Origin of the sequence: Streptomyces tricolor, assembly GCF_002155905.1 — a bacterium.
In the GTDB taxonomy this organism is placed as follows: domain Bacteria; phylum Actinomycetota; class Actinomycetes; order Streptomycetales; family Streptomycetaceae; genus Streptomyces; species Streptomyces tricolor.
Window position 1 is genome coordinate 1 of sequence record NZ_MUMF01000199.1, and the last position, 25,305, is coordinate 25,305.

The following is a 25,305-nucleotide window of genomic DNA, read 5'->3' on the forward strand; positions in this document are numbered from 1 at the left end:
CCCCCACGCGCCTAGGCGCGCGCTCCCTCCCCCGACCGGTGGGCGAACCGGTCCTTGGCGTAACGGCCCCGCTTCTCCAGCGGCACCTGTCCGTAGGCCGCGGCCAGCCCGGTCGCCGGCATGTCGCCGTAGATCGCCTCGTACGACCCCTCCGGCACCACGTACGCCTCGTGCCAGATCCCGACCTCTCCGCGCAGCTTCCCGGTCCGCTCCTTGCGGTTGAGCCGCGCCCAGGCCTTGTGGTGGAACGCCTCCGGCGCGGTCGCGTAGGCGTACAGCTTCTCCTTGGACTCCCAGTACTGGACGACGTAGTACGTCCGCGGTGACGCCGACAGCATCACCTTGGCGCGCAGCCCCCGTCCGGGGTCCTTCTCCAGTTCGCGCAGCATGCGGAACATCGCCAGCATCACGGGCAGCCACACGTGCACCGCCCAGAAGCGGTTGATGCGCATCCCTATCAGCAGAACGACGACGTCGCCCCGCGCGTCGGCGGTCGTACGGGACACCATGGGATTCCCCCTTGTCGGTGAGCGACGCTATCCAAGCGCCTATGTTTGGATAGTGCTCCTATCCGAGAAGGAGCGCAAGACATGCGGCTCGCCGAACTGAGCAGACGCAGCGGTGTGGCCACCGCGACGATCAAGTACTACCTGCGCGAAGGCCTGTTGCCGCCGGGCCGCCAGATCAACACGACGACGGCGGAGTACGACGAGGAGCACCTGCGCCGGCTGCGGCTGGTGCGCGCGATGATCCAGGTCGGCCGGGTGCCCGTGGCCACGGTCCGGGAGGTCCTCCGGCACGTCGACGACGACTCCCTGGGCCTCACCGTCCGGCTGGGCGCGGCCCTGTGGGCGCTGCCGCAGGTGCCGGAGCCGGAGGAGGACGACGCGTTCGTGCGGGCGGCCCACCGGGAGGCCGAGGAGCTGCTGGACCTGCTGGGCTGGTCGAACGCGAAGCTGCTGACGACGATCTCTCCCGCGTACCGCTCCCTGGTGGTGGCGGTGGCCGCGTTCCGCCGGCTCGGCTACGACTGGGAGACCGAACTGCTCGCCTCCTACGCCCGGTTGATGCACGAGACGGCGAAACTCGACCTGGACTTCGTGGAGACGCATCCGTCGGAGGCGGAGAAGGTGGAGACGGCGGTGCTCGGCACGGTCCTGACCGAGCCGATCCTGCGGGCCCTGCGCCGCCTGGCACAGGAGGAGGAGTCGGCCCGGCGGTACGGCTTCGAGTAGCCGGCGCCGGGCACGACGAAGGCCCCCCGCCGAAGCGGAGGGCCTTCCTCTGTACCCCCGACCGGATTCGAACCGGCGCTACCGCCTTGAGAGGGCGGCGTGCTAGGCCGCTACACAACGGGGGCGTGGATCTTACGTTTCCGCAGATCCGAGCTGGTCTACCTGGACTCGAACCAAGACTAACTGAACCAGAATCAGTCGTGCTGCCAATTACACCATAGACCAATGATGGTTTAGACCAGTCAGTACCCCCGACCGGATTCGAACCGGCGCTACCGCCTTGAGAGGGCGGCGTGCTAGGCCGCTACACAACGGGGGCCCTAGCGATCCCGACAAGATCGAGATCAGTACCCCCGACCGGATTCGAACCGGCGCTACTGCCTTGAGAGGGCAGCGTGCTAGGCCGCTACACAACGGGGGCTTTGCAGATGAGCTCTGCGAGCTGGCCTACCTGGACTCGAACCAAGACTAACTGAACCAGAATCAGTCGTGCTGCCAATTACACCATAGGCCACTGGAACTCAACCCCCTGCGGGGTTCTCGTTCTAGTCTGCTCCTCGGGGCTCCGGCCTTTCGGCCCGCTCCCCTCGGCGCAGAAAGAACATTACCCGAAGGTGGACGGGGCTCCAAAACGGGTATCCGCGCGGACGAGCGCCGGGAGTTCGGCGAGGGTCGCGATCCGGTGCGCCACGACCTCTCCGGCGGCCCGCGCGTAGGCCGCTCCGCGGTCGATCCACACCGACAGCAGCCCGGCCTCGGCGGCACCCCGGCCGTCGATCTCCGGGTGGTCGCCGACGTACGCCACCTCGTGCGGCGGCAGCCCCAGCGCCGCGCAGGACGCCAGGAAGGCACCCGCCTCGGGCTTGGAGACGCCCAGCTCGGCGGCGCACAGCACGGACTCGAAGCGGTCGAGCAGGCCGAGGGTGCGCAGCTTGTGCTCCTGGACCGTGATGCTGGAGTTGGACAGCACCGCGTGCCGGTGGGTGGCCGCCAGCGCCTCCAGGGCGGGCAGGACGTCCGGGAAGAGGCTCCAGGCGGCCTCGTAGTGACCGACGTAACGCTGGAACCAGGCGTCGGCCTCCGCGTCGCTCAGCTCCTCGTCCAGGAACAGCCGGACCCGGTCGCGCCGCTGGTCCTGGAAGGTGGTCTCGCCGGCCGCGTAGCGCGCCCACTGCCGGTCGGTGATCTCCCGCCACCGGACCAGGGCCTCCTCGGCGCTGCCGTAGCGGGCGAGCAGGCCCTCCGCCACCAGATGGGCGCCCATGCCGGCCCGGTCCGCGGTCGTGTAGTCGAAGAGAGTGTCGTCCACGTCCCAGACCACGGCTCTGATCGTCATGGCACCGACGGTACCGCCGGACCGGCCGGGGCGCCGGGGATTCGCGCCGCCGCCCGCCTGGCCCGGTCCGCGGGGCCGCCCGACGCGTGCGGCGCCCCGAAGAAGGCCGTGACGCGGCAGGTGATCTCACCGGCGGAGGTGACCAGGTGCGGCCCCACCGCCCTGTGTGCCGGTTTGGCGGTCGAGGGGTGGGCGGGTGTCGTACGTGGTCGGGCCGACGAGTCAGCGACCGGGGACTGCCATGAACCAGTACCGCGTGCAGTTCACCGTCGAGGCCCGGGCGACCTGTGACGCCCTGCCCGCAGAGCGGCGGACGCAGGTGGACAGGGCCGTGCGGGTACTGCCCGGGACCCGTTCCGGAAGACCTCGACCGCGCAGCTGGGGCCGGACGAGCACCTGCGCAGGGCGTACGTCGGCCCGGGCGTGAAGCTGGAGTACATGGCGGCCGGCGCGGTCATGGTCGTCGTCGGACTGGAGATCTTCGACGAGCGCGCCTATCTCGTCGACGAGGCCGACGCACAGTGACCGACGCGCCGAGGGGCGGTCACCCGGGGTCTCCGGGTGACCGCCCCTCGGCGTGTGATGTTCCTTACGCGGTGAGCTTGGCCAGCGCCGCGTCGATGCGGGCCAGCGTCTTCTCCTTGCCCAGGATCTCCAGGGACTCGAAGAGCGGCAGGCCGACGGTGCGGCCGGTGACGGCCACGCGGACCGGGGCCTGGGCCTTGCCGAGCTTGAGGCCGTGCGCCTCGCCGGCGGCCAGGACGGCCTCCTTGAGGGACTCGGCGGAGGTCCAGTCGGCGGACTCCAGCTTCTCCCGGGCGGTGCGCAGCAGGGCGTCGGAGCCCTCCTTCATCGCCTTGGTCCAGCTCGCCTCGTCGAAGACCGGCTCCGGGAGGAACAGGAAGTCGACGTTGTCCGTGATCTCCGACAGGACCTTGAGGCGGGTCTGCGCGTGCGGGGCGATCGCCTGCCACCGGGCCTCGTCGAAGTCCTCCGGCGCCCACGGGGCGAACGGGGCCTTCAGCCACGGGCGGCAGCGCTCGGTGAACTCCTTCACATCCAGCAGGCGGATGTGGTCGCCGTTGATCGCCTCGCACTTCTTCAGGTCGAAGCGGGCCGGGTTGGGGTTCACGTCGGAGATGTCGAAGGCCGCGACCATCTCCTCGATCGTGAAGATGTCCTTGTCCGCGGAGAGCGACCAGCCCAGCAGGGACAGGTAGTTGAGCAGTCCCTCGGGCAGGAAGCCCTGCTCCCGGTAGAGGTTGAGGGAGGACTGCGGGTCGCGCTTGGAGAGCTTCTTGTTGCCCTCGCCCATGACGTACGGCAGGTGGCCGAACTCGGGGATCCGCCGGGCGACGCCCAGCTCGATCAGCGCCTTGTACAGGGCGATCTGGCGCGGGGTGGAGGAGAGCAGGTCCTCGCCGCGCAGCACGTGGGTGATCTCCATCAGGGCGTCGTCCACCGGGTTCACCAGCGTGTACAGCGGGGCCCCGTTGGCGCGGACGATGCCGTAGTCGGGCACGTTCTCCGGCGTGAAGGTCAGCTCGCCGCGGACCAGGTCGGTGAAGGTGATCGTCTCGTCCGGCATGCGGAAGCGGACGATCGGGGTGCGGCCCTGCGCCTGGTACTCCTCGACCTGCCCGGCGGTCAGCTCGCGGCAGTGGCCGTCGTAGCCGGACGGCCTGCCGGCGGCGCGGGCGGCCTCGCGGCGGGTGTCCAGCTCCTCCTGGGAGCAGTAGCAGTGGTAGGCGTACCCGCCGTCGAGGAGCTTCTGCGCGACGTCCCGGTAGATGTCCATGCGCTGCGACTGGCGGTACGGCGCGTGCGGGCCGCCGACCTCGGGGCCCTCGTCCCAGTCGAAGCCGAGCCAGCGCATCGCGTCGAGCAGCTGGGTGTACGACTCCTCCGAGTCACGGGCCGCGTCGGTGTCCTCGATGCGGAAGACCAGGGTGCCGCCGTGGTGCCGGGCGAACGCCCAGTTGAACAGGGCGGTGCGGACCAGGCCCACATGGGGGTTACCGGTGGGCGAGGGACAGAAACGGACGCGTACGGAGCCGGGTGCGCTAGCCACGCTTGACAACCTTGTTGGTGAGAGTGCCGATGCCTTCGATGGTGACGGCGACCTCGTCGCCGACGTGCAGGGGGCCGACCCCCGCGGGGGTACCCGTGAGGATGACGTCGCCGGGGAGCAGCGTCATGGCCTCGGAGATGTTGACGATCAGGTCCTCGATGGGGTGGATCATCTCGCTCGTGCGGCCCAGCTGGCGCTGTTCGCCGTTGACCGTGAGCTGGATGGTGAGGTCGTTCGCGGCGTCCACCGACAGGTCCGTCTCCACCCAGGGGCCGAGCGGGCAGGCGCTGTCGAAGCCCTTGGCCCGCGCCCACTGCTTCTCGCGCCGCTGCACGTCACGGGCGGTGATGTCGTTGGCGCAGGTGTAGCCGAAGACGACGTCCTTGACGCGCTCGCGCGGGACCTCGCGGCACATGCGGCCGATGACGACGGCCAGCTCGGCCTCGTGGTGCAGTTCCTCGGTGAAGGACGGGTACTGGATGTCGTCGCCGGGGCCGATCACCGAGGTGGAGGGCTTGAAGAAGGCGAACGGCGCCTCGGGGACCGCGTTGCCCAGCTCCTGGGCGTGCTCGCGGTAGTTCCGGCCGAACGCGACGACCTTGTTGGGGAGCACCGGCGGCAGCAGCCTGACCTTGCCGAGCGGCACCTTCGTGCCGGACAGTTCGTAGTCCGCGAACGGGATGCCCTTGATGATGTCGAGGACGAGTTCGTCCTGCTTGTCGCCCTCGACCGCGCCGAAGGCTACGTTCCCGTCGATGGAGAACCTGGCGATGCGCACGGGATCCTTGCGCCCCTCACTGAGAACCGGCGTACTGACGCCTCAGGTTAACGGAGCTATGCGAAGTTCTTCGCTTCTGGGGGCATCGCCGCAGGTCAGAGGCGGGTCACCCGGGTTTGCGCGCCGCTCGGCCGAGAAAACGGGCGCGGCCGGCAGGATCGTCGCGTGATCCTGCCGGCCGCGCCCGGTGAAGCCGTCGGTCACTCGCCGGCCGCGGCCCCCGCGCCGGCCGGGACGTCCACGAGGTAGGTGCGCCGGGGGTTGGCCGTCTGGGCGGGGAGGTCGACGGAGTGCTCCGGCAGCTCGGGCGTGTGCAGTTCGCCGGCGTCCTTCAGGTGCGCCAGGGTCGTGCGTCGCGGGTTGGCTATCGTGCGGAACATCATCGTCGTCTTCACCGTTGTCGTCCTGTGCCCTCGGGTCGAGTGGGTTGGCAGAGTCGCCCGTCCTGTAAAGCGTCAGGCTAAACATCCGATTCCCCGACGAAGACGCCAACTCCCCACGACGCGCATGTGAGTTTGCTCACGAACTCACGGGCAAACCGGCCAATTCCGGCCGACAATCCGCCCTTACGAAACGGACATTGAGCCCCTGAAGCCATCATTCCGCTCCTGATCATGGCGACTGGGACACCGGGTACCGAGCGGCGACTCGCAGGAGTACGCCCGTTATGCCCCGGAATCGGATCCACGGCTGGTAATCCACCCCTCACTGCGGGTCACGGAGGTCACAGCTCGGCCCACTGCCCTTGTTGGAGATCCTGCACTGTGCTGGAATTCCACGGACCGCCGCAGGATCGAGCCGGCGCGCAGGGGGCGCACACAGCGCCGAGTGGCGGCGAGATAGGGGGAACCAGCGCCGGTCACTCCAGACCACCCGGGGGGCGTATTCAGGGCGCCCTCCACAACGCCGACACCGTGTCCCTTCCGTTCACGCGGAGGGACGCCTGGTCCAGAGGTTGCGACGCTAGTGCAGGGACGTTTCAAGAGGGATGGCAGCGCTTCGGCGGAGCCGGAGCCGCACGGCGGGACCGACCGCGGTTCCTCGCCCCAGCACGCCCAGAACCCGGGCCAGACCCCGACCGGAGACGGCAGCGGGCGCCCGGGCGCGTCCGCCTCGTCGGCCGCCCCGAAGGCGGCCCCCACGAGCAACGTCGTGCCGACGGTGAAGCCCGCGCAGGCCCCCAGCTACGCCGGCTCGCGGCTGGCCCTGCGCAACTGGCGCATCTCCACCCGTCTGGTGTCGCTGCTCGCGCTGCCCGTGGTCGCGGCGACCTCGCTGGGCGCACTGCGCATCAACGAGAACATGAACGACATCCAGCAGCTCGACAACATGAAGCTGCTGACGGACATGACCAAGCAGGCCACCGAGCTGGCCGCGGCGCTCCAGGAGGAGCGCGACCAGTCCGCCGGCCCCCTGGCGCACGGCGGCCTGAAGGCGAACGACTACCAGATCAAGGGCTACCAGCAGAAGACCGACCGGGCCCGCGAGAACTTCCTCGACGCCTCCGAGCAGATCGACGCGGCCAGCAAGGACGGCAACCTCCAGGGCGTCCGCGACGCGCTCGTCGGCCTCGCCAACCAGCTCGACGACCTGGCCAAGATCCGCAAGTCCGCCTACACGTCCAAGAAGAACGCGACCCAGACGGTCGAGTCGTACCACCGGCTCATCACCCAGCTGATCGGCCTCTCCCAGGACATGGCCGAGGCGTCCAGCAACCCGGAGATGATCTCGCGCACCCGCGCCCTGGCGGCCTTCTCCACCGCCAAGGAGTACGCCTCCGTGCAGCGCGCCATGATCGCCTCCGCGCTGCCGGCGACCACCGACATCAAGGGCGACCTCTCCGAGAACGACCGCCTCTACGGCCAGTCGGCGTACGAGAGCGAGGGCTCCGAGCTGGCGATCTTCCGGAAGATCTACGCCAGCCAGAACGCCGAGGAACTCCTCAAGCCGATCGACGAGGGCAACGCGACGATCGAGGCCGCCGACACCTACGCCAAGCGCTCCTTCGAGTCCCCCGACGGCCTCCAGCAGCTGCCGGCGCGGTCCTACAAGGACTGGGTGGACGACAGCTCGACCAAGATCGAGCAGATGAAGAAGATCGAGCACACGCTGCTCGAGGAGATGGAGCAGAAGGCCCGCGAGCTGAAGAGCGCCACCCAGCGGGACGCGATCATCTCCGGTGCGCTGATCCTGATCGTGCTCGGTGTGTCGCTGGTCGGCGCGTTCGTCGTGGCCCGGTCCATGATCCGCTCGCTGCGCCGGCTCCAGGAGACCGCCACGAAGGTCGCCCAGGACCGGCTGCCCGAGCTGGTCAAGCAGCTGTCGGAGTCGGACCCGCAGGACGTCGACACCTCCGTGGAGTCGGTCGGTGTGCACTCCCGGGACGAGATCGGCCAGGTGGCCGCGGCCTTCGACGACGTGCACCGCGAGGCGGTCCGCCTCGCCGCCGAGCAGGCCCTGCTGCGGGGCAACGTCAACGCGATGTTCACCAACCTCTCGCGCCGCTCCCAGGGTCTGATCCAGCGCCAGCTGTCGCTGATCTCCGAGCTGGAGTCCCGCGAGGCCGACCCGGACCAGCTGTCCTCGCTGTTCAAGCTGGACCACCTGGCGACGCGTATGCGCCGTAACGGTGAGAACCTGCTCGTCCTCGCCGGTGAAGAGCCCGGCCGCCGCTGGACCCGTCCGGTCCCGCTGGTCGACGTGCTGCGTGCCGCCGCGTCCGAGGTGGAGCAGTACGAGCGCATCGAGCTGGCCGCCGTACCCACCACCGAGGTCGCCGGCCGCGTCGTCAACGACCTCGTGCACCTGCTCGCCGAGCTGCTGGAGAACGCGACCTCCTTCTCCTCGCCGCAGACCAAGGTCAAGGTCACCGGTCACGCGCTGCCCGACGGCCGGGTGCTGATCGAGATCCACGACACCGGTATCGGCCTCTCCCCCGAGGACCTCGCGGCGATCAACGAGCGGCTCGCCTCGCCGCCCACCGTGGACGTCTCCGTCTCCCGCCGCATGGGCCTGTTCGTGGTCGGCCGGCTGTCCCAGCGGCACGGCATCCGCATCCAGCTGCGCCCGTCCGACTCCGGTGGTACCACCGCGCTGGTCATGCTCCCCGTGGACGTCGCCCAGGGCAACAAGAAGCCCGCCCCGGGCAAGCCCGGCGCGCCCATGACGTCCGGTGGTCCCGCCGCCGCGCAGGCCGCCGCAGGTGCGGCGGCGGCGCGCCGGCAGACCGGTGCCAAGGGCGGCGGCCTCGGTGCCGCCCCGGCCGGCGGCGGTCTGCTCGGCGGCGGTCCGGCCCCGCGCGGCCAGGTGGGCTCCGCCCAGGGTCCCCGGGCCGCGCTGCCCGGCGCGGGCCAGGGCGGCCGTCCCGGTGCGCCGGGCGGAGCGCGCGGTCCCCAGGGCGGCCCCGGCGGCCCGCAGCAGAACCGGCCCGCACCGGCGGGCTTCGGCGGTCAGACGCCGGGCGCCCCGCAGGGCCTGCAGGCCGCGGCCCCGGGCGGGCCGCAGCAGGACGCCTTCGGCGGCCGTGCCCCGAAGCGGTCCGGTGCCCCCTCCGACCAGGGCCGCCAGCCCCAGCTGCCGCCGCGCGGCGGCCCGCGGGCCGAGCTGCCCGGCGGTGACCCGCAGTCCCGCACCCCGGACTGGAACGACGGCCGGCCCCCGCTGTCGCGCGCCTCGCTGGACACCCCGCGCGGCCATGACGAGCAGGACCCGGCGCAGACCGCGCACATGCCGCGCGTGGACGACCGGCAGGGTCCGGGCTCGACCGCGGAGATACCCCGGATCGACGCCCAGGGACCGGCCGCGACGGGCGAGTTCCCGCGCGCGGAGCTGAACGGCGCCTCGCACACGGGCCAGTTCGCCCGCCCGGACGACAGCCGGCAGACCGGCCAGTTCGCCCAGCCCGACCAGGCCCAGCAGGACTCCGGTTCGTTCGTCCGCCCCGACGTGTTCGGCACGCCGGCGCCCGGCCTGACGGACAACGGCGGCCGGCACACCGGCCAGTTCCCGGCCCAGCAGACCCCGCAGTCCCCGCAGGCGTACGACGGCGTCTACGACGGCGGCTCCACCGGGCAGCACGCGCTGCCCGGCCGCCAGGACCCCGGCCACACCGGCCAGTTCGAGCGCTCGCAGCCGGCCGGCCGTGCCGACTTCGGTACCCCGCGCCCGCCCGCGCCCCAGCAGCGTCCGGCCCGGCAGGAGCCCGGCAGCCGCGGCGCCGCGCAGCGGCCCGACGCGGGCCGGGGGCCGGGTGACAACTGGGCGCTGCCGCCGGCCAGCGGTCCGGGTGACGGCCGTACCCCGCTGTACGACACGCTGGAGACCAACTGGTTCCACGGCGGTCAGCAGCAGGACAACGCGCCCGCGCAGCAGCAGCAACAGCAGCAGCCGCAGGCGCCGGCTCCGCAGCGGTCCGCCTCGGACACCGGCTCCTGGCGTACCTCGCCGAACGACGAACTCGTCCGGCAGGCCGAGCGCGTCCGTCAGCCCGCGGCCGGCGGGGTCACCACCTCCGGCCTGCCGCGCCGTGTGCCCCGGGCGAACCTCGTGCCGGGCACGGCTCAGCAGCAACAGCACCAAAGCGGTCCGCAGGTCTCGCGTGCGCCTGACGACGTACGCGGACGGCTGACCAATCTCCGTCGGGGCATCGCTCAGGGCCGTCAGGCCGGCAGCGGCCAGACCGGCAGCTTCCCGAGCCCCACTCACCAGCAGGAGCGTTAGTTGAGTCCGATGAGCCAGGCGGCACAGAACCTGAACTGGTTGATCACCAACTTCGTGGACAACACCCCCGGGGTGTCCCACACGGTGGTGGTCTCCGCCGACGGCCTTCTGCTGGCGATGTCCGAAGGCTTCCCCCGGGACCGCGCCGACCAGCTGGCGGCCGTCGCGTCCGGTCTGACCTCGCTGACGGCCGGGGCGTCCCGGATCTTCGAGGGCGGCACCGTGGCGCAGACGGTCGTCGAGATGGAGCGCGGGTTCCTCTTCCTGATGTCCATCTCGGACGGGTCGTCCCTCGCGGTCCTGGCCCATCCCGAGGCGGACATCGGTCTCGTCGGCTACGAGATGGCACTGCTCGTCGACCGCGCGGGGGCGGTACTCACCCCGGACCTGCGCGCCGAACTCCAGGGCAGTCTGCTGCACTGACCGCCCCCGGCACCACCCACCTCACGAAAACACCGTCCGGCCGCCACAATCCCCCCACCGGCCCCGTCAGACGGCTTGACTGACCGACTTGCTGTCCCGCCCGGAGGATTCATGACCCCGCCCACCGCCCATCATGATCCGTACGCCGAGCCGTACGGGGACGAGGGCGACCAGCCGCTGGTGAGGCCCTACGCCATGACCGGCGGCCGGACCAGGCCCCGCTACCAGCTCGCCATCGAGGCGCTGATCAGCACCACGGCCGACCCGGCAGCGCTCATGGGCCTGCTCCCGGAGCACCAGCGCATCTGCCACCTGTGCCGCGAGGTCAAGTCGGTCGCGGAGGTGTCCGCGCTGCTGGCCATGCCGCTGGGCGTGGCCCGGATCCTGGTCGCCGACCTCGCCGAGGCCGGCCTGGTCGCCATCCACCAGCCGGGCGGCGACGAGAACAACGGCGGCGCTCCGGACGTGACGCTGCTCGAAAGGGTGCTCAGTGGACTTCGCAAGCTCTGACGCGGGCCGGGCCACCACCTCCGCGAAGATCGTGGTGGCGGGCGGCTTCGGCGTGGGCAAGACCACGTTCGTCGGCGCCGTCTCGGAGATCAACCCGCTGCGCACAGAGGCCGTCATGACGTCCGCTTCGGCCGGCATCGACGACCTCACCCACACCGGGGACAAGACCACCACCACGGTGGCCATGGACTTCGGCCGTATCACCCTGGACCAGGACCTGATCCTCTACCTCTTCGGTACGCCGGGCCAGGACCGCTTCTGGTTCATGTGGGACGACCTGGTGCGCGGCGCCATCGGCGCGGTCGTGCTCGTGGACACCCGGCGTCTCGCCGACTGCTTCCCCGCGGTCGACTACTTCGAGAACAGCGGCCTGCCCTTCGTCATCGCCCTCAACGGCTTCGACGGACAGCAGCCCTACAGCCCCGACGAGGTGCGGGAAGCGCTGCAGATCGGGCCGGACACCCCGATCATCACGACCGACGCCCGCCACCGCGCGGACGCCAAGAGTGCGCTGATCACGCTGGTGGAACACGCCCTGATGGCGCGGCTGAAGTAGCACTCAAGTACGACGGGCCGCAGGGCAGTTGTCGTACCGGGATCGGAGCCGACTGTGGCCTTTGACACGGTCGGCTCCGGTGTTCATAACAGTTCGGCAGAGGAATCGCCCGGTATCACCACGCGACGCGTTCGCGTGGTGCCGCTGCGCGCACAAACGCCCCGCCTTTTGGCGGGGCTCGCTCTTTATGACCGTTTTATCTGGCGCTTACAAGTGCTCCATCACGGGTTTCCACTGTTTGGAAGTGCGCTGGTCCACGTGCTGGAATGCCTGAACTGCCCAATGGTCAAAGACGTACTGAGTACGTACCTAGTACGCACTGGTGGTCGATGGCGAACCGGGCTCTGAGAGACTGCGGCACGACGAAGGTGCCGACCGCCGAGAGGTTGTTGGTCGAGTGAGGCGAAGCAAGAACGGTCCCGAGCCGTCGGCGCGGGGCAACTTCACCCCGCCGCCGCGCGCTGCGGCGCCCACCCCCGTTCCCGGTGCGGAACCGGCGGCCACTCCCGCGCCCAGCGGCGGCCGTCTCTCCCCGCGGAACTGGCGGGTGCCGACCCGGCTGAACGCGATCCTGCTCATACCCGTGGCGGTCGGTCTCGTCATGGGCGGTTTCCAGGTGAAGAGCTCGATCGACACCTGGCAGGAGGCCCGCGACGCCGAGAACACCGCCCGTCTGGTGCGCGCCGCCCTCACCTACGCCGACGCGCTGGAGAACGAGCGCGACATCACGGCGGCCCCGCTGCTGCTGAAGAAGAAGGACGCCACCGGCAAGACGACCGTCGACGAGGCCCGCAAGGCCACGGACCAGGCCGCCGCCGCCTTCGAAGAGGCGACGAAGAGCATGCCGTCCGAGCCGGGCCTGGAGCGCCGGCTGAAGCTGTTCCACGAGGTCGAGCCCAAGCTGACGCAGCTGCGGCAGGTGGCGTACACCGCCAAGACGACCGGCGTGCAGACCGAAGAGGGCTACGTCGACATCAGCCACCCGCTGATGGAGTTCGCCAACGAGCTGGGTCTGGGCACCGGCAACATCACCTCCTACGGCCGTACCGTCTACGCCATCTCGCTGACCAAGGCGGCGCTCTCGCTGGAGCGGTCGATCGGCACGCACCTGCTGGTCAAGCCCGGCCCGGACGCCCCGAACCTGGCGACCCAGCGGGTCTCCCTGTCCTCGTACGCCTACCTGGAGCGCATCGCCCGCGAGGAGTACATCGGCGGTGGCACCGAGGCCGACGCGCAGAAGCTGACCGACGCCGAGAACAAGATCAAGACGGATGCCGCGGCCCTGGCCCAGAAGGCCAAGGCGAGCGACCCGAAGTACGTCGCCCCGCCGTCCGACCCGTCCAAGATGGTGGCCGCGGTCGCCACCATGAAGGACACCAGCACGCTCACCCGTGACCAGCTCGCCGCGGCCGGCGTCACCGCCGACAACTGGTGGGCGGTCAACACGCTGAAGTACAAGGCCTACCGCCAGATCGAGTCGGACATGGCCGACAAGGCGGTGAACGAGGCCTCGACCATCGCCGACGACGCCAAGACCTCGGCGTTCATCACCGGTGCCGTGGTCGTGATCGCCCTGCTGGCCGCGTTCCTGCTGGCCGGCATGGTGGCCCGCCAGATGAGCCGCTCGATGCGCCAGCTGCGCAACGCCGCCTTCGGCATCGCCGAGCAGCGGCTGCCGATGCTGGTCGACCAGCTCTCCCGGACCGACCCCGGCCGGGTCGACACCCGGGTCGCGCCCATCCCGATCACCACCAAGGACGAGATCGGCGAGGTCGCCCGCGCCTTCGACCAGGTCCACCGCGAGGCGGTCCGGCTCGCCTCCGAGCAGGCGCTGCTGCGGGGCAACATCAACGCGATCTTCACCAACCTCTCGCGCCGGAACCAGTCGCTGATCGAGGGCCAGCTGACCCTGATCACCGACCTGGAGAACAACGAGGCCGACCCGGACCAGCTGGAGAACCTCTTCAAGCTGGACCACCTGGCCACCCGTATGCGCCGCAACGGCGAGAACCTGCTGGTCCTCGCCGGCGAGGAGCCCGGCCGCCGCTGGGACCAGCCGGTCCCGCTGATCGACGTGCTGCGCGCCGCCTCCTCCGAGGTGGAGCAGTACGAGCGCATCGAGCTGTCCGGCGTGCCGGAGGCCGAGATCCACGGCCGCGCGGTCACCGACCTCGTGCACCTGCTGGCCGAGCTGCTGGAGAACGCCACCACGTTCTCCTCCCCGCAGACCAAGGTCCGCGTCACCGCGACCCGTCTGCCCGACGGCCGCGTCATGATCGAGATCCACGACAAGGGCATCGGTCTGACCGCCGAGGACTTCGCGGACATCAACCACAAGCTGGCCAACCCGCCGACCGTGGACGCCGCGATCTCCCAGCGCATGGGCCTGTTCGTGGTCGGCCGGCTGTCCGACCGGCACGGCATCCGGGTCCAGCTGCGCCCCTCGGGCGAGCAGGCCGGTACCACCTCCCTGGTCATGCTGCCGGACGCGATCACGCACGGCGGTGGCGGCGAGGCCCCGCTGGACCGCGAGGAGTTCACCGTCTCGCAGATCATCCCGGAGCAGCAGTTCCAGGGTGAGGACTTCGGTCAGCAGCAGCCCCTGCGGACCGCCGCCGAACTGGGCTTCGACGACAGCCGGTACACGGAGGTCCCCGACGACATCCGCGGACTGGACCCCGTCGGCCGCTCCCTGATGCGCGAGGAGCGCCGGGCGGCCCTGGAGGCCCAGACCCACGGCCAGCAGCCCGCCGAGCAGCAGCAGGAGAGCGCCGAGGCGCCCACCGGCTACACGGACCCGTTCAGCGGGCAGCACCCGACGTACCAGGAGCAGCCGCAGCAGGCGTACGACGAGCAGCCGCGGCAGGCGTACGAGGCGCCGGCGTACGAGGAACAGCAGCAGCACACGTCGTACGAGCAGCAGTACGAGCAGTCGTACGACGAGCAGTACTACGCGCCGAACGGCGAGCAGCCGCAGCACGACGGCTACGCCTCGGGCGGCGGCTACCCGGAGCCCGCGTCCGGGTATGCGGAGCCTGCCCAGACGCCGTCCTACCAGGACGACTGGCCCCAGCAGGACGGCTACCGGAACGGCTATCCGGCCCAGTACGCTCCGGAAACGGAATCCTCGCAGGCCGCTGACGCGAGTGAGCGGAACCGCGTAGGCTTCGACCGTCCGGGAACGGCCTCTCCCGCCGCGCACGAGCTGACCGACGCCGGGCTGCCCCGCCGCGGGTCCACCGCGAGCGGTTCCCAGGGCGCCGGCTCCGCGAACGGAACGGCGCGCGCGCAGCAGGAAGCGCCGGCTCCCGCACCGGGCGACGCGCCGGGGGCGAGCGGCGAGAGCAGCTGGCGCTCGGCGAACGACGAGCGGTGGCAGCAGGCCGCGCAGCTCCGGAAGCCCAAGGCAGGCGGGGTCACCGCCTCCGGTCTGCCGCGGCGGGTGCCCAAGGCCAATCTGGTCGAGGGTTCCGCCGAAACCACCCCCCAGGGAGGCCCACAGGTCTCCCGCGCCCCGGAGGACGTCCGGGGCAGGCTGAGCAACCTGCGCCGGGGCGTCCAGCGCGGACGCAGCGCAGGCAGTGAAACGAACGGCCAGGGCTTCGGTCCTGACAGCACCTACAACCAGGAGCGTTAGTGTGAGCCCGATGAGCCAGGCGGCACAGAACCTGAACTGGTTGATCACCAACTTCGTGGACAACACCCCGGGGGTGTCCCACACGGTGGTGGTCTCCGCCGACGGACTCCTTCTGGCGATGTCCGAAGGCTTTCCCCGCGACCGCGCCGACCAGCTCGCGGCCGTCGCCTCCGGTCTGACGTCTCTGACGGCAGGCGCCTCCCGGATCTTCGAGGGAGGCAACGTGAATCAGACGGTTGTGGAGATGGAGCGGGGATTCCTCTTCATCATGTCCATCTCCGACGGTTCCTCGCTCGCGGTGCTGGCCCACCCGGAGGCGGACATCGGCCTCATCGGGTACGAGATGGCCCTTCTGGTGGACCGCGCGGGCACGGTCCTCACCCCGGATCTCCGCGCGGAGCTCCAGGGAAGCCTTCTCAACTAATCAACGGACGATGCGTATTCGCGTCCCGGGGCCGTAAGGTTTCGGGACGCGGCTCCACAGGGATGGGTGCCCGGCGCAGTCGGAGGAGGAGAAAGTGGCAACACCCCCAGGCGGTTCGTCTTCGGGCAACTGGTCGTACGGCCCTGCCCAGGGTCAGGGCGATGGTTCGGCGAACCGGTACAACTTCCCCTCCGCCCCCAGCCACCGGCAGCCGTACGCCCCGCAGGGCCCCGGCCCGTCGCCGTACGACCAGCCCTCGGCCCCGCGGATCCAGCCGGTCCAGCCGCAGCGCCGCCCCGAGCCGGCCCCCGCCACGGCGGCCAACAATCCCTTGGTGCGTCCGTACGCCATGACCGGCGGCCGGACCCGCCCGCGCTACCAGCTCGCCATCGAGGCACTGGTGCACACCACCGCCGCTCCGCACCAGATGCAGGGCCAGCTGCCCGAGCATCAGCGGATCTGCAACCTCTGCCGGGAGATCAAGTCAGTGGCCGAGGTCTCGGCCCTCCTCACGATCCCTCTCGGCGTGGCCAGGATCCTCGTCGCCGACTTGGCGGAGGCGGGCCTGGTCGCCATCCATCAGCCCGGCGGCGACGAGAACGCCGGTGGCCAGCCAGACGTGACACTGCTCGAAAGGGTGCTCAGTGGACTTCGCAAGCTCTAGCGGCGGTCCTTCCCGCTCCACCACCTCCGCGAAGATCGTGGTGGCGGGCGGCTTCGGCGTGGGCAAGACCACGTTCGTCGGCGCCGTCTCGGAGATCAACCCGCTGCGCACAGAGGCCGTCATGACGTCCGCTTCGGCCGGCATCGACGACCTCACCCACACCGGAGACAAGACGACGACCACCGTCGCCATGGACTTCGGCCGCATCACCCTCGACCAGGACCTGATCCTCTACCTCTTCGGTACGCCGGGCCAGGACCGCTTCTGGTTCATGTGGGACGACCTGGTGCGCGGCGCCATCGGCGCGGTGGTGCTCGTGGACACCCGGCGCCTGGCGGACTGCTTCCCCGCGGTCGACTACTTCGAGAACAGCGGCCTGCCCTTCGTCATCGCCCTCAACGGCTTCGACGGCAACCAGCCCTACTCTCCCGACGAGGTCCGCGAGGCCCTCCAGATCGGCCCCGACACCCCGATCATCACCACCGACGCCCGCCACCGCGCGGACGCCAAGTCGACGCTGATCACGCTGGTGGAGCACGCGCTGATGGCGCGCCTGCGCTAGCCGGTCCACGCGTGACGAGGGGCCCTCTCCCACCGGAGCGGGCCCCTTTGTCGTACCCGCCTGCCAGACTGGTCGACGCACGGAGGGGGTAGGCGATGAGCGGTGCCGAGACGGCGGCGTTACGGCTGGGGACGACCGTGGCGAAGGCCGCGGCCCAGATGTGGCTCGGGGGGAAGCGGCAGGAGCAGGAACGCCGGATGGACATGGCGGAGCTGGTCCGGCTGCGGGTGCAGGGACTCCGCTTCCAGCGGGGCGTACAACGGCAGTTCGAGGAGATCGCGGACGCGGCCTGCGCCCGGCTGGCGCCCTTCCTCGAAAGGGAGTTTCCCGGCCTGGAGGAGAACAGCCGGCAGGCCGTGATCGACGCGGTGTGCGACACGTTCGCGGCGGCGGACCTGTCGGACGAGGCCTTCCTGGCGGCGGACGCGCAGCCGGCGGAGGTCGTACGACGGGTGACGGGGGCCGTACGGCCACCGGTCGGGCTCGGCGAAGCCGAGACCCGGCTGTACGAGCGGCTGTTCGCGGAGTGCGTCGAGTACTACGTGCGCGTCGTCCAGGGGTTGCCGGTCTTCGAGCAGCGTGCGCTGAGCGAGCTGCTGGCGCGGACCACGTCCCTGGGTGCGGAGATCGCGCGGCTGCTGGAGCGGCTCCCCGACCGGTCGCTGTTCGCGCCCGAGGGCACCGACCGGGACGGCGAGTTCCGGCGGCGCTATCTAGGGCTGGTCAGCACCACCCTGGACGAGGTCGAGCTGTTCCGGCACACGTCGGACCGGGCGGCGGCCCAGGTGCGCCTGTCCGTCGCCTACGTCAGCCTGCGGGCGACCAAGGACGAGAGCGAGGCCCGGCTGAAAGGCACCGGGCGCGCTCTGCCGCTGCCGCGCCCCGACATGGGCGACTGGGAGAACGCCGGCGACGGCGCCGGAATGCGGGTCGAGGCCGCTCTCGGAGGGGCCTCGCGGGTGCTGCTGCGCGGTGAGGCGGGATCCGGGAAGACGACGTTGCTGCGCTGGCTGGCGGTGACCGCGGCGCGGGGCGCCTTCACCGGGGAGCTGGCCGGCTGGAACGGTCTGACGCCGGTCTTCGTGAAGCTGCGTGAGTACAGCGGGCGGGCGCTGCCGAGGCCGGAGGCGATGCTGGACTCGGTGGCCGGGCAGATCACCGGGGTCATGCCGAAGGCGTGGGTGGAACGCCAGCTCGCCGACGGCAAGGCCCTGCTGCTGATCGACGGGGTGGACGAGCTGCTGGACACGGAGCGGCGGAGCGTACGGGAGTGGCTGCGGGGGCTGCTGGCCGCCTACGGGGACGTGCGGGTGGTCGTCACCTCGCGTCCCGCCGCGGCGCGCGCCGACTGGCTGCTCCGCGAGGAGTTCACGGCGCTCCACCTGGACCGCATGGCCCCGCCCGACCTGGCGGCGTTCGTCCGGCAGTGGCACCAGGCGGTGCGGGAGCTGGGCGAGGACCTCCCCTGCGCGGTGGAGGAACTCCCGCGCTACGAGCAGTCGTTGCTGACGAGCCTGAAGGACCGCCCGCACCTCCAGTCCCTGGCGGGCACGCCCCTGCTGGCGGCCATGCTGTGCGCGATGCACCTGAACCGGGGCAGCCAGCTCCCCCGCGACCGGATGGAGCTGTACCGGAACGCCCTTCACGCGCTGGTGCACGAGCGGGACGCGGACCGGAATGTCCCGAGCGCCGCCGACAGCCGGCTGAGCCTGGGCGACAAGCTGGTGCTGCTGCGGGATCTGGCGTGGCGGTTGTCCGACAACAACCGCAGCGAGATCGGGCGGGAGCAGGCGGCCGTGCACGTGGGGAAGAGGCTCGCGGGGATGCGCCATCTGGAGGAGCAGGACGGCGGCAGGGTGCTGGAGCGGCTCCGGCACCGCTCCGGCGTGCTGCGGTCCCCCGCCGAGGGCCGTCTCGACTTCGTGCACCGCACCTTCCAGGAGTACCTGGCGGCCGAGGAGGCCGCGGAGGAGGACCGCATCGGCAACCTGGTCGAGCGGGCGCACCTGGACATCTGGCGCGAGACGATCATCATGGCGGCCGGCCACGCGAACCGCCCGCAGCGCCAGGAACTGCTCGGCGGGATCCTGGACCGGGCCGCCTCCGAACCGCGGTACAGGCGCAAGCTCCGGTTGCTGGCGGCGGCGTGCCAGGAGACGGTACCGGAGGTCTCCGAAGGACTGGCCGAGCGCTTGGACGCCGCGGTGGACGCGTTGCTGCCGCCGCGGCGGACGACGGATCCGGCCGGACTGGCCGCGGTGGGGACGAGTCTGCTGCGCAGACTGCCACGGTCACTCGGCGAGCTGACGGACAAGGCCGCAGTACTGACCGTGCGGACCGCCGCCCTGATCGGCGGCGACGAGGCGCTGGCCCTGCTGGAGCGGTACGCGGAGGACCGGCGCGCGGACGTGGTCGACGCACTGGCCGACGCCTGGAGCTACTTCGACGCGGAGGCGTACGCGGAACGCGTGCTGGCGCCCCTGCCGCTCGGCGCCCTGCGGTTCTCGCACCCCGGTCAGGTGCGGGCCGCCACTCGGCTGCGCTCGTTCAGCAGCTTGTTCGTCAGCTGCGCCCTCGAGGATCTCGCCGTCCTGGCCGACATGCCCCCGTTGACCTACCTCTTCATCAACAAGTTCAACGGCACGGCGGACCTGTCGGCGCTGAGGGCCCACTCCGACCTGCGGCTTCTCTATCTGACCGGCAGCGGGAAGGCCGTCCACGCCCACACGCTGCGGGAACTGTCCCGATTGCAGCAGCTGATCCTGGGGCTCCCCTGGGCCACCGACATCGGCGGACTTCGTCTCCCGCCCCGCCTGTCCACGCTGTCTCTGCTCAACGTGGACGCGGCCACGGACCTCACGCCGCTGGTCGAGTGCCCCCGCCTCGGGACGCTTCAGCTGTCCGGCGTCGACGGCTCGCTGCCCCGAGGAGTCGACACCCTCTACGACATGCCGGACCTGAAGAACTTGGTCCTGCGCCGCATCGACCTGGCGAGCTGGCTGACGACAGCGCGGTTCCCACCGCCGAGTCTGCGCCAGCTCGAAGGACAGTCCTGCGTCCTGCCCGAACGGGGCGCCCTTGACCTGCCCGGCGTGCGGGTGTACCTGACCTGAGACGTACCGCAGCCCCGCCCTCCCGAAGGGAGCAGCAGGGCTGTGGTCAAGCAAAAGCCTCAGTGCCAGCTGTGCGGCGCCCGGAAGCCGCCCTCGCGTTCCAGGCGGCGCCAGCCGGCCTTGGCGCGGGCTCGGTGGGTCACCGAAGGCTCGGGGCGGGCGGCGGCGCGTGCCATGAGGATCGCCGTGATCGCGGCGACTTCCTCGGGCTCGGCGTGGCCCTTCTCGACACGGATGTCAGGAGTGCTCATGGATGTCAGTCTCCGTCGAAGAGAGGTCCGCGGGATTGCCGCGGCGGGTCCGCTGCGTTACTGCGGGGGGTTGCCGTGCTTGCGGGAGGGCAGGTCGGCGTGCTTGGTGTGCAGCATCGCCAGGGACTTGATCAGCACCTCGCGCGTCTCCGCGGGGTCGATGACGTCGTCGACCAGGCCCCGCTCGGCCGCGTAGTAGGGGTGCATCAGCTCGGACTTGTACTCCTTGACCATGCGCGCCCGCATGGCCTCGGGGTCCTCCGCGTCGGCGATCTGCCGGCGGAAGATGACGTTGGCCGCGCCTTCCGCGCCCATCACGGCGATCTCGTTCGTCGGCCAGGCGTAGGTGAGGTCGGCGCCGATCGACTGGGAGTCCATGACGATGTAGGCACCTCCGTACGCCTTGCGCAGGATGAGCGAGATCCTCGGCACGGTCGCGTTGCAGTAGGCGTACAGCAGCTTCGCGCCGTGGCGGATGATTCCGCCGTGCTCCTGGTCGACGCCCGGGAGGAAGCCGGGGACGTCCAGGAAGGTGACGATCGGGATATTGAAAGCGTCACACATCTGGACAAAGCGCGCAGCTTTTTCCGACGCCTCGATGTCCAGGACACCCGCCAGCACCTGCGGCTGGTTGGCGATGATGCCGACCACCTGGCCGTCCAGACGGGCGAGGGCGCAGATGATGTTGCGCGCCCAGCGCTCGTGGACCTCCAGGTACTCGCCGTCGTCGACGATCTCCTCGATGACCTTGGCCATGTCGTACGGCCGGTTGCCGTCGGCCGGGACCAGGTCCAGCAGGACGTCGGAGCGGCGGTCGACGGGGTCCGAGGACTCCACCCGGGGCGGGTTCTCGCGGTTGTTCTGCGGGAGCAGGGAGAGGAGGTACCGCACCTCGGCGATGCAGGTCTCCTCGTCGTCGTACGCGAAGTGGCAGACGCCGGAGGTCTCGGCGTGGACGTCGGCGCCGCCCAGGCCGTTCTGGGTGATCTCCTCGCCCGTCACGGCCTTGACCACGTCGGGGCCGGTGATGAACATCTGCGAGGTCTCGCGGACCATGAAGACGAAGTCCGTCAGGGCCGGGGAGTAGGCCGCACCGCCCGCGCACGGGCCCAGCATCACCGAGATCTGCGGGATGACACCGCTCGCCTTGGTGTTGCGCTGGAAGATGCCGCCGTAGCCGGCGAGGGCCGAGACGCCCTCCTGGATGCGGGCGCCGGCGCCGTCGTTGAGCGACACCAGCGGGGCGCCGGCCGCGATGGCCATGTCCATGATCTTGTGGATCTTGGTGGCGTGGGCCTCGCCGAGCGCGCCGCCGAAGATCCGGAAGTCGTGGGCGTAGACGAAGACCGTGCGGCCCTCCACCGTGCCCCAACCGGTGATGACACCGTCGGTGTACGGCTTCTTCGCCTCCAGGCCGAAGCCGGTCGCCCGGTGCCGGCGCAGCTGCTCGACCTCCTGGAAGGACCCGGGGTCGAGGAGCAGCTCGATCCGCTCCCGTGCCGTCAGCTTGCCCTTGGCGTGCTGCGCCTCGGTCGCCTTCTCGCTCGGGCCTGCCACGGCCTGGGCACGGATCTCGTGCAGTTCGGCGACCCGTCCGCGCGCGTCCGTCGGCTCGCCGGTCGGCTCACCCGTCGTCTCTTCCAAAACGGTCATGTAGCGACCTTACGAAGGACAGGAAGAAAAGCGAGCCGTCGACTCTGTACAGTCTCCGGCCCGTTTTCCTGGTAGCAGTGAACAGAACCATGGCGCCATGCAGCCGTTCCGACTGCTCAGACGGCCTCGGCGTTGTAGAGGAGCCACAAAGACGTCAGCTGAGAGCCACCTCACATTCATGGGTGGCACATGCCATCCCCGGAGTGACACGGAGCCTCAGACGGCGGTCCTCCGAGCGGGCCTCCACGCTGTCGTCGGCGCGCAGCACCGCGCGTACCGGATGGTTCCAGATGAGCTCCAGCGGGACTCCGGTGCGGGGCGGCTCGCTCACCCGGAGGGTGGCCGTACGGCCCCGGCGGGCGACGAGCACGCTCGCGCCGGCCGACACGGTGAGGTCTCCCACCGTACCCGCCTGCCAGAAGTTCGCGGCGGTCAGGCCCAGCCGGTCGGCGGCGACGGCGTGGCACACCGTGTCGTTGGCGAGGACGGACAGCCAGTGCCGGTCGGCGGCCCGGGCGGCGGTCTCGGCGCGGGAGGCGCCGGGCAGCAGGACGTAGGCGTAGCGGGCGGCCACCGGGTCGGTGCCGTGGTCGAGCCAGAGGGTCTGCCAGCGGCGGGTGCGCCGCTCGTCGGTGCTGGTGGTGTTGATGTCGGACCAGGCGCCGGTGCGGTCCTCGCGCAGGGTGCGCAGCGCGCCGCCGTACGGCAGGATCCAGCCGCCGTGCTCCTCCAGGTGCGCCCAGTTCCGGCCGCGTACGAAGGTCTGGGTGCCTCTCTCGCCGAGGTTGCGGTTGTCCACGACGGTCTCGACGGGGACGCCGTCGGCGCAGCTGATCCCGGCGCCGAGGCAGACCACGGCGTCGGCGAGGAAGAACCAGGACTTGTACGCCTGAAGGGTGGAGCCGAGGCCCTTGAGGTGCTGGCCGACCGCCGCGTACGTGCCGTCGGTGGTGCCGCCGACCCAGCGGACGTCGGGTTTGGGGGCGCCCCACTCGCCGCCGGCCCGGTCGGCGAGCCGCTTGGTGGACACGGTGGTGCCGGGCAGCCGGTACCAGTCGACGGTGGGCCAGTACCAGTCGGTGTACTGGTCGCTCCGCCCGCGCGGCCACCAGGAGAGCATGCCGGATCCGGTGTGCCAGCCGCGCGGGTTCTCGCCGTTGCCGCATTCGTAGTGGGCGATGCGGTCGCTGGCCATGGCGAGGGCGGCGGTGAAGCGCGGGGTGCGGTGGACGGCGCGGTCCATGGCCGGGAAGAGGCGGTGACCGAGGGGTTCGGGGGTCGCGGGTCCGGGCGATGCGGCGACGGCGTGCAGTCGCGCGAGATCGGCGACGCCGAATTGACGGGCCGTCAGTATCCGTGCCACGTCGTCCCGTTCGATCCACCCCTTGACGCGGCCGTACCACCGCTGCCGCTCCGCCTCCCCCGCGCCGCCCGCGAGCAGGGCGATGGCGGCGATCAGCCCCTGCCCGTGGTAGTGGTCGCCGCGCAGCACGTGCAGGTCGTCGGAGCGCAGGTGGCCCCGGCTGATGGCACGGCCGTTGACGCAGTCCATCACCAGGCCGTCGTGGATCAGGGGGGCGTAGGCGTGCTCGACGCTGTCCAGGATGTTCTGCCGGGCGGGGTCGGTGATCTCCCACGGGGACCCGGCGAGCAGCGCGAACAGCCGCCCGAGGCCGTCGAGCAGGACCTGGCCGTACGTGCCCGAGTAGGCGACCCAGGTGTGCTGGACGAAGGAGCCGTCGGCGTAGAGCCCGTCGCCTTTCGTGACGTACGGGAAGACGGGCGAGAGGGCGTCGCGGGCGAGGGCGATCCGCTCCGGCGCCCGGCCGAGGATGCCGCGCAGGGCGACCGAGCGGCACAGGTCGACGCGGTTGGCGCCGGTGGAGGTGCCGGAGTAGTCGGTGAGCATCGTGTCCGGGATGAAGTGGTCGACGGCCGCGCAGGCCGCGGCGATCCGGTCCGGGCCGAGCCGCTCGTACAGCGCGGCCGTGATGTCCGTCAGCAGCCGGGGGCTGCCGATCTGCCACTCCCACCAGTTGCCGTAGCGGGTGGTGGCCGGGTTGTAGACGGTGGCGCAGATGTGGTCGAGCCCGCGCAGCACGTCGGCGAGGAGAGCGGGGTCGCCGGTGGCGCCGGTGCCGGCCTGGACGTACGCCTGGGTCATGGTCCACAGGCGGCCGTAGCTGAAGGTGATGCCGGAGGGCGGGTCGAAGGGGTGCCCGGGCCAGAGGGAGCGGGCGGCGGGGGCCATGACGGCCTGGAACTCCCGCGCGCGCTGCCCGAGTTGGGCGAGCCGGGAGGCGTAGGGCTCGGCGCCCGGGTCGTAGCCCGTGCCCAGGGCGATGCCGAGCCAGCGGCGGCGCAGCGCGTCGTACGGGTCGTCGGCCGCCCGGGCGCCCGCCGCGGGGGCGGCGGCGAGGGCGGCGGCCAGCAGCAGTGCGCGTCGGGTCATGCCCATGGGCCCGGTCACCACCCTCTCTCCTCGGCTCCCGGCTCAGCAGCCGCCGCAGTTGTAGTAGAGGACGTCCCAGTGATTGCCCTCGTCGGCGTAGATGTTGCCGGAGCCGGAGCGGTACTGCGGGGCGCCGTCGCCGCGGAGGCCGATGTAGGTGAACGTGTTCTTCACGTACGACGTCACGCACGTGCTCTTGGAGTAGTCGAGCTTGTAGCCGTTCCAGTGGGAGTAGGTGCCGGAGGCGTGGCCGGTCTCGGTGCCGCCGGTGATGTTGAGCGCGCAGCCGCTGGCCCGCTTGAGGGTCTGGGCGCCCTGCGCGGTGGCGAGGTTGAGCTGCTCGAACGACGTGCAGGTGGGGTTGTTGCGGTCGGAGCAGTTGCCCGAGGACGACCAGGTGATGCCGACGTCGCGGAACATCTGGGTGGCGGTGGCGTGGCTGATCTTCGTGACGGCGAAGGCGTCGGTGGCGGTGCCGAGGACGGCGATGCCGGGGGCGAGGGTGAGGGCGAGCGCGGTGAGGAGCGCGCGGAGCTTGAGCGGCTTCATGGGGACCTTCCTGCGGTGGGCCATGCTTCCTCTGGGGCGGCTGTGCAGGTGGTGCAGGCAGATGGTGCCCGAGCGCGCCGGGCCCGCGCCAGAGGCCGGACGCAATGACCGTACGCGACCACCCGGACACGTACCGCATGAAGTTGAAAACTGAACTGAATGGGTCTACCTTCTGAGGCACGGGATTCGTTTAACGTTCAACAAGGAGCACGTCATGGGCATCTTCGGCCGCAAGAACACCACCCCCGCCCCCGCCGCACCCACCGCCGCGGGCCCCGACCTCACCGCGCTGACCGGCGACTACACGATCGACCCCGCGCACAGCACGATCGGTTTCGTCGCCCGGCACGCCATGGTCACCAACGTCAAGGG

The 25,305-nt window shown here is 70.8% G+C and carries 19 protein-coding genes, 5 tRNA genes and 1 pseudogene; 11 read left to right on the forward strand and 14 right to left on the reverse strand.

All coding sequences use genetic code 11. From position 1 onward, the window contains the following. Positions 1–11: 11 nt before the first annotated feature. On the reverse strand, positions 12–509 hold the full coding sequence (locus CCN44_RS15300; RefSeq protein WP_059252795.1) for a DUF4188 domain-containing protein: 498 nt from the start codon (positions 507–509) through the stop codon (positions 12–14). Between the two features lie 81 nt (positions 510–590). Here CCN44_RS15300 and CCN44_RS15305 point away from each other — a divergent pair, with 81 nt between their 5' ends. Beyond that, positions 591–1,235, forward strand: coding sequence for a MerR family transcriptional regulator (locus CCN44_RS15305; protein WP_059252794.1), 645 nt, complete (start codon positions 591–593; stop codon positions 1,233–1,235). Between the two features lie 52 nt (positions 1,236–1,287). On the opposite strand, the gene CCN44_RS15310 is transcribed toward CCN44_RS15305, so the two are convergent. The 9 genes from CCN44_RS15310 to CCN44_RS15350 all read right to left on the reverse strand — a co-directional run bounded on the left by CCN44_RS15310 (position 1,288) and on the right by CCN44_RS15350 (position 5,815). Further along, positions 1,288–1,360 (reverse strand) — tRNA-Glu (locus CCN44_RS15310). Positions 1,361–1,388: 28 nt separating this feature from the next. Then, a tRNA-Gln gene (locus CCN44_RS15315) sits at positions 1,389–1,460 on the reverse strand. 21 nt (positions 1,461–1,481) lie between these two features. After that, positions 1,482–1,554, reverse strand: a tRNA-Glu gene (locus tag CCN44_RS15320). A 29-nt stretch (positions 1,555–1,583) separates the two neighbouring features. After that, a tRNA-Glu gene (locus tag CCN44_RS15325) sits at positions 1,584–1,656 on the reverse strand. A 21-nt stretch (positions 1,657–1,677) separates the two neighbouring features. Next, positions 1,678–1,749: transfer RNA gene (locus CCN44_RS15330), tRNA-Gln, on the reverse strand. Between the two features lie 90 nt (positions 1,750–1,839). After that, positions 1,840–2,571 (reverse strand): HAD family hydrolase, encoded by a 732-nt coding sequence (locus CCN44_RS15335; protein WP_086697943.1) that lies wholly within the window; start codon positions 2,569–2,571, stop codon positions 1,840–1,842. 589 nt (positions 2,572–3,160) lie between these two features. After that, on the reverse strand, positions 3,161–4,642 hold the full coding sequence (gene gltX / locus CCN44_RS15340; protein ID WP_086697944.1) for a glutamate--tRNA ligase: 1,482 nt from the start codon (positions 4,640–4,642) through the stop codon (positions 3,161–3,163). Continuing rightward, positions 4,635–5,420 carry a fumarylacetoacetate hydrolase family protein gene (locus tag CCN44_RS15345; RefSeq protein WP_059252791.1) on the reverse strand — a complete coding sequence of 262 codons (786 nt, stop codon included), beginning with the start codon at positions 5,418–5,420 and terminating at the stop codon, positions 4,635–4,637. The genes gltX and CCN44_RS15345 overlap by 8 nt, the downstream gene beginning before the upstream one ends. A gap of 200 nt (positions 5,421–5,620) precedes the next feature. Beyond that, positions 5,621–5,815: a hypothetical protein gene (locus CCN44_RS15350; protein ID WP_086697945.1), complete on the reverse strand. Its 195-nt coding sequence runs from the start codon at positions 5,813–5,815 to the stop codon at positions 5,621–5,623. A gap of 571 nt (positions 5,816–6,386) precedes the next feature. Between CCN44_RS15350 and CCN44_RS15355 the strand changes: the two genes are divergently transcribed. From CCN44_RS15355 to CCN44_RS15395, 9 genes are all read left to right on the forward strand, one after another. Further along, entirely contained in the window at positions 6,387–10,139 is a 3,753-nt protein-coding gene (locus CCN44_RS15355) for a sensor histidine kinase (protein WP_086697946.1), read from the forward strand. A 9-nt stretch (positions 10,140–10,148) separates the two neighbouring features. Continuing rightward, complete coding sequence (locus CCN44_RS15360) at positions 10,149–10,562, forward strand: roadblock/LC7 domain-containing protein (protein WP_014675212.1); 414 nt, start codon at positions 10,149–10,151, stop codon at positions 10,560–10,562. A 111-nt stretch (positions 10,563–10,673) separates the two neighbouring features. Next, a complete protein-coding gene (locus CCN44_RS15365; RefSeq protein WP_009190816.1) occupies positions 10,674–11,072 on the forward strand; it encodes a DUF742 domain-containing protein in 399 nt (132 codons plus the stop codon). Further along, the gene (locus CCN44_RS15370; RefSeq protein ID WP_059252789.1) at positions 11,053–11,628 is read left to right on the forward strand and encodes a GTP-binding protein; all 576 of its coding nucleotides are present in this window, start codon (positions 11,053–11,055) and stop codon (positions 11,626–11,628) included. Before CCN44_RS15365 ends, CCN44_RS15370 begins: the two co-directional genes overlap by 20 nt. A 397-nt stretch (positions 11,629–12,025) precedes the next feature. After that, on the forward strand, positions 12,026–15,265 hold the full coding sequence (locus tag CCN44_RS15375) for a sensor histidine kinase (protein ID WP_189397044.1): 3,240 nt from the start codon (positions 12,026–12,028) through the stop codon (positions 15,263–15,265). A gap of 10 nt (positions 15,266–15,275) precedes the next feature. Beyond that, on the forward strand, positions 15,276–15,689 hold the full coding sequence (locus tag CCN44_RS15380; protein WP_029385896.1) for a roadblock/LC7 domain-containing protein: 414 nt from the start codon (positions 15,276–15,278) through the stop codon (positions 15,687–15,689). Positions 15,690–15,783: 94 nt separating this feature from the next. After that, entirely contained in the window at positions 15,784–16,353 is a 570-nt protein-coding gene (locus CCN44_RS15385; protein WP_059252787.1) for a DUF742 domain-containing protein, read from the forward strand. Further along, positions 16,334–16,915 carry a GTP-binding protein gene (locus CCN44_RS15390; RefSeq protein ID WP_003997631.1) on the forward strand — a complete coding sequence of 194 codons (582 nt, stop codon included), beginning with the start codon at positions 16,334–16,336 and terminating at the stop codon, positions 16,913–16,915. The genes CCN44_RS15385 and CCN44_RS15390 overlap by 20 nt, the downstream gene beginning before the upstream one ends. Positions 16,916–17,010: 95 nt before the next feature. Then, a complete protein-coding gene (locus CCN44_RS15395) occupies positions 17,011–20,028 on the forward strand; it encodes an NACHT domain-containing protein (protein ID WP_086697948.1) in 3,018 nt (1,005 codons plus the stop codon). 59 nt (positions 20,029–20,087) lie between these two features. On the opposite strand, the gene CCN44_RS15400 is transcribed toward CCN44_RS15395, so the two are convergent. From CCN44_RS15400 to CCN44_RS15415, 4 genes are all read right to left on the reverse strand, one after another. Further along, entirely contained in the window at positions 20,088–20,279 is a 192-nt protein-coding gene (locus tag CCN44_RS15400; protein WP_059252785.1) for an acyl-CoA carboxylase subunit epsilon, read from the reverse strand. Positions 20,280–20,336: 57 nt separating this feature from the next. Then, the gene (locus tag CCN44_RS15405) at positions 20,337–21,932 is read right to left on the reverse strand and encodes an acyl-CoA carboxylase subunit beta (protein WP_086697949.1); all 1,596 of its coding nucleotides are present in this window, start codon (positions 21,930–21,932) and stop codon (positions 20,337–20,339) included. 154 nt (positions 21,933–22,086) lie between these two features. Then, positions 22,087–24,390: a polysaccharide lyase 8 family protein gene (locus tag CCN44_RS15410; protein WP_086697950.1), complete on the reverse strand. Its 2,304-nt coding sequence runs from the start codon at positions 24,388–24,390 to the stop codon at positions 22,087–22,089. A 36-nt stretch (positions 24,391–24,426) separates the two neighbouring features. Further along, positions 24,427–24,933 (reverse strand): hypothetical protein, encoded by a 507-nt coding sequence (locus CCN44_RS15415; protein ID WP_059252782.1) that lies wholly within the window; start codon positions 24,931–24,933, stop codon positions 24,427–24,429. Positions 24,934–25,147: 214 nt separating this feature from the next. Here CCN44_RS15415 and CCN44_RS46210 point away from each other — a divergent pair. Beyond that, positions 25,148–25,305, forward strand: a pseudogene (locus CCN44_RS46210) (YceI family protein); the annotation flags it as partial.

Coding starts and splice junctions, on each gene's coding strand:
- CCN44_RS15395 (WP_086697948.1), top strand. CDS start 17,011: ATGAGCGGTGCCGAGACGGCGGCGTTACGGCTGGGGACGACCGTGGCG.
- CCN44_RS15360 (WP_014675212.1), top strand. CDS start 10,149: ATGAGCCAGGCGGCACAGAACCTGAACTGGTTGATCACCAACTTCGTG.
- CCN44_RS15415 (WP_059252782.1), bottom strand. CDS start 24,933: ATGAAGCCGCTCAAGCTCCGCGCGCTCCTCACCGCGCTCGCCCTCACC.
- CCN44_RS15405 (WP_086697949.1), bottom strand. CDS start 21,932: ATGACCGTTTTGGAAGAGACGACGGGTGAGCCGACCGGCGAGCCGACG.
- CCN44_RS15335 (WP_086697943.1), bottom strand. CDS start 2,571: ATGACGATCAGAGCCGTGGTCTGGGACGTGGACGACACTCTCTTCGAC.
- CCN44_RS15365 (WP_009190816.1), top strand. CDS start 10,674: ATGACCCCGCCCACCGCCCATCATGATCCGTACGCCGAGCCGTACGGG.
- CCN44_RS15410 (WP_086697950.1), bottom strand. CDS start 24,390: ATGGGCATGACCCGACGCGCACTGCTGCTGGCCGCCGCCCTCGCCGCC.
- CCN44_RS15305 (WP_059252794.1), top strand. CDS start 591: ATGCGGCTCGCCGAACTGAGCAGACGCAGCGGTGTGGCCACCGCGACG.
- CCN44_RS15380 (WP_029385896.1), top strand. CDS start 15,276: ATGAGCCAGGCGGCACAGAACCTGAACTGGTTGATCACCAACTTCGTG.
- CCN44_RS15400 (WP_059252785.1), bottom strand. CDS start 20,279: ATGAGCACTCCTGACATCCGTGTCGAGAAGGGCCACGCCGAGCCCGAG.
- CCN44_RS15300 (WP_059252795.1), bottom strand. CDS start 509: ATGGTGTCCCGTACGACCGCCGACGCGCGGGGCGACGTCGTCGTTCTG.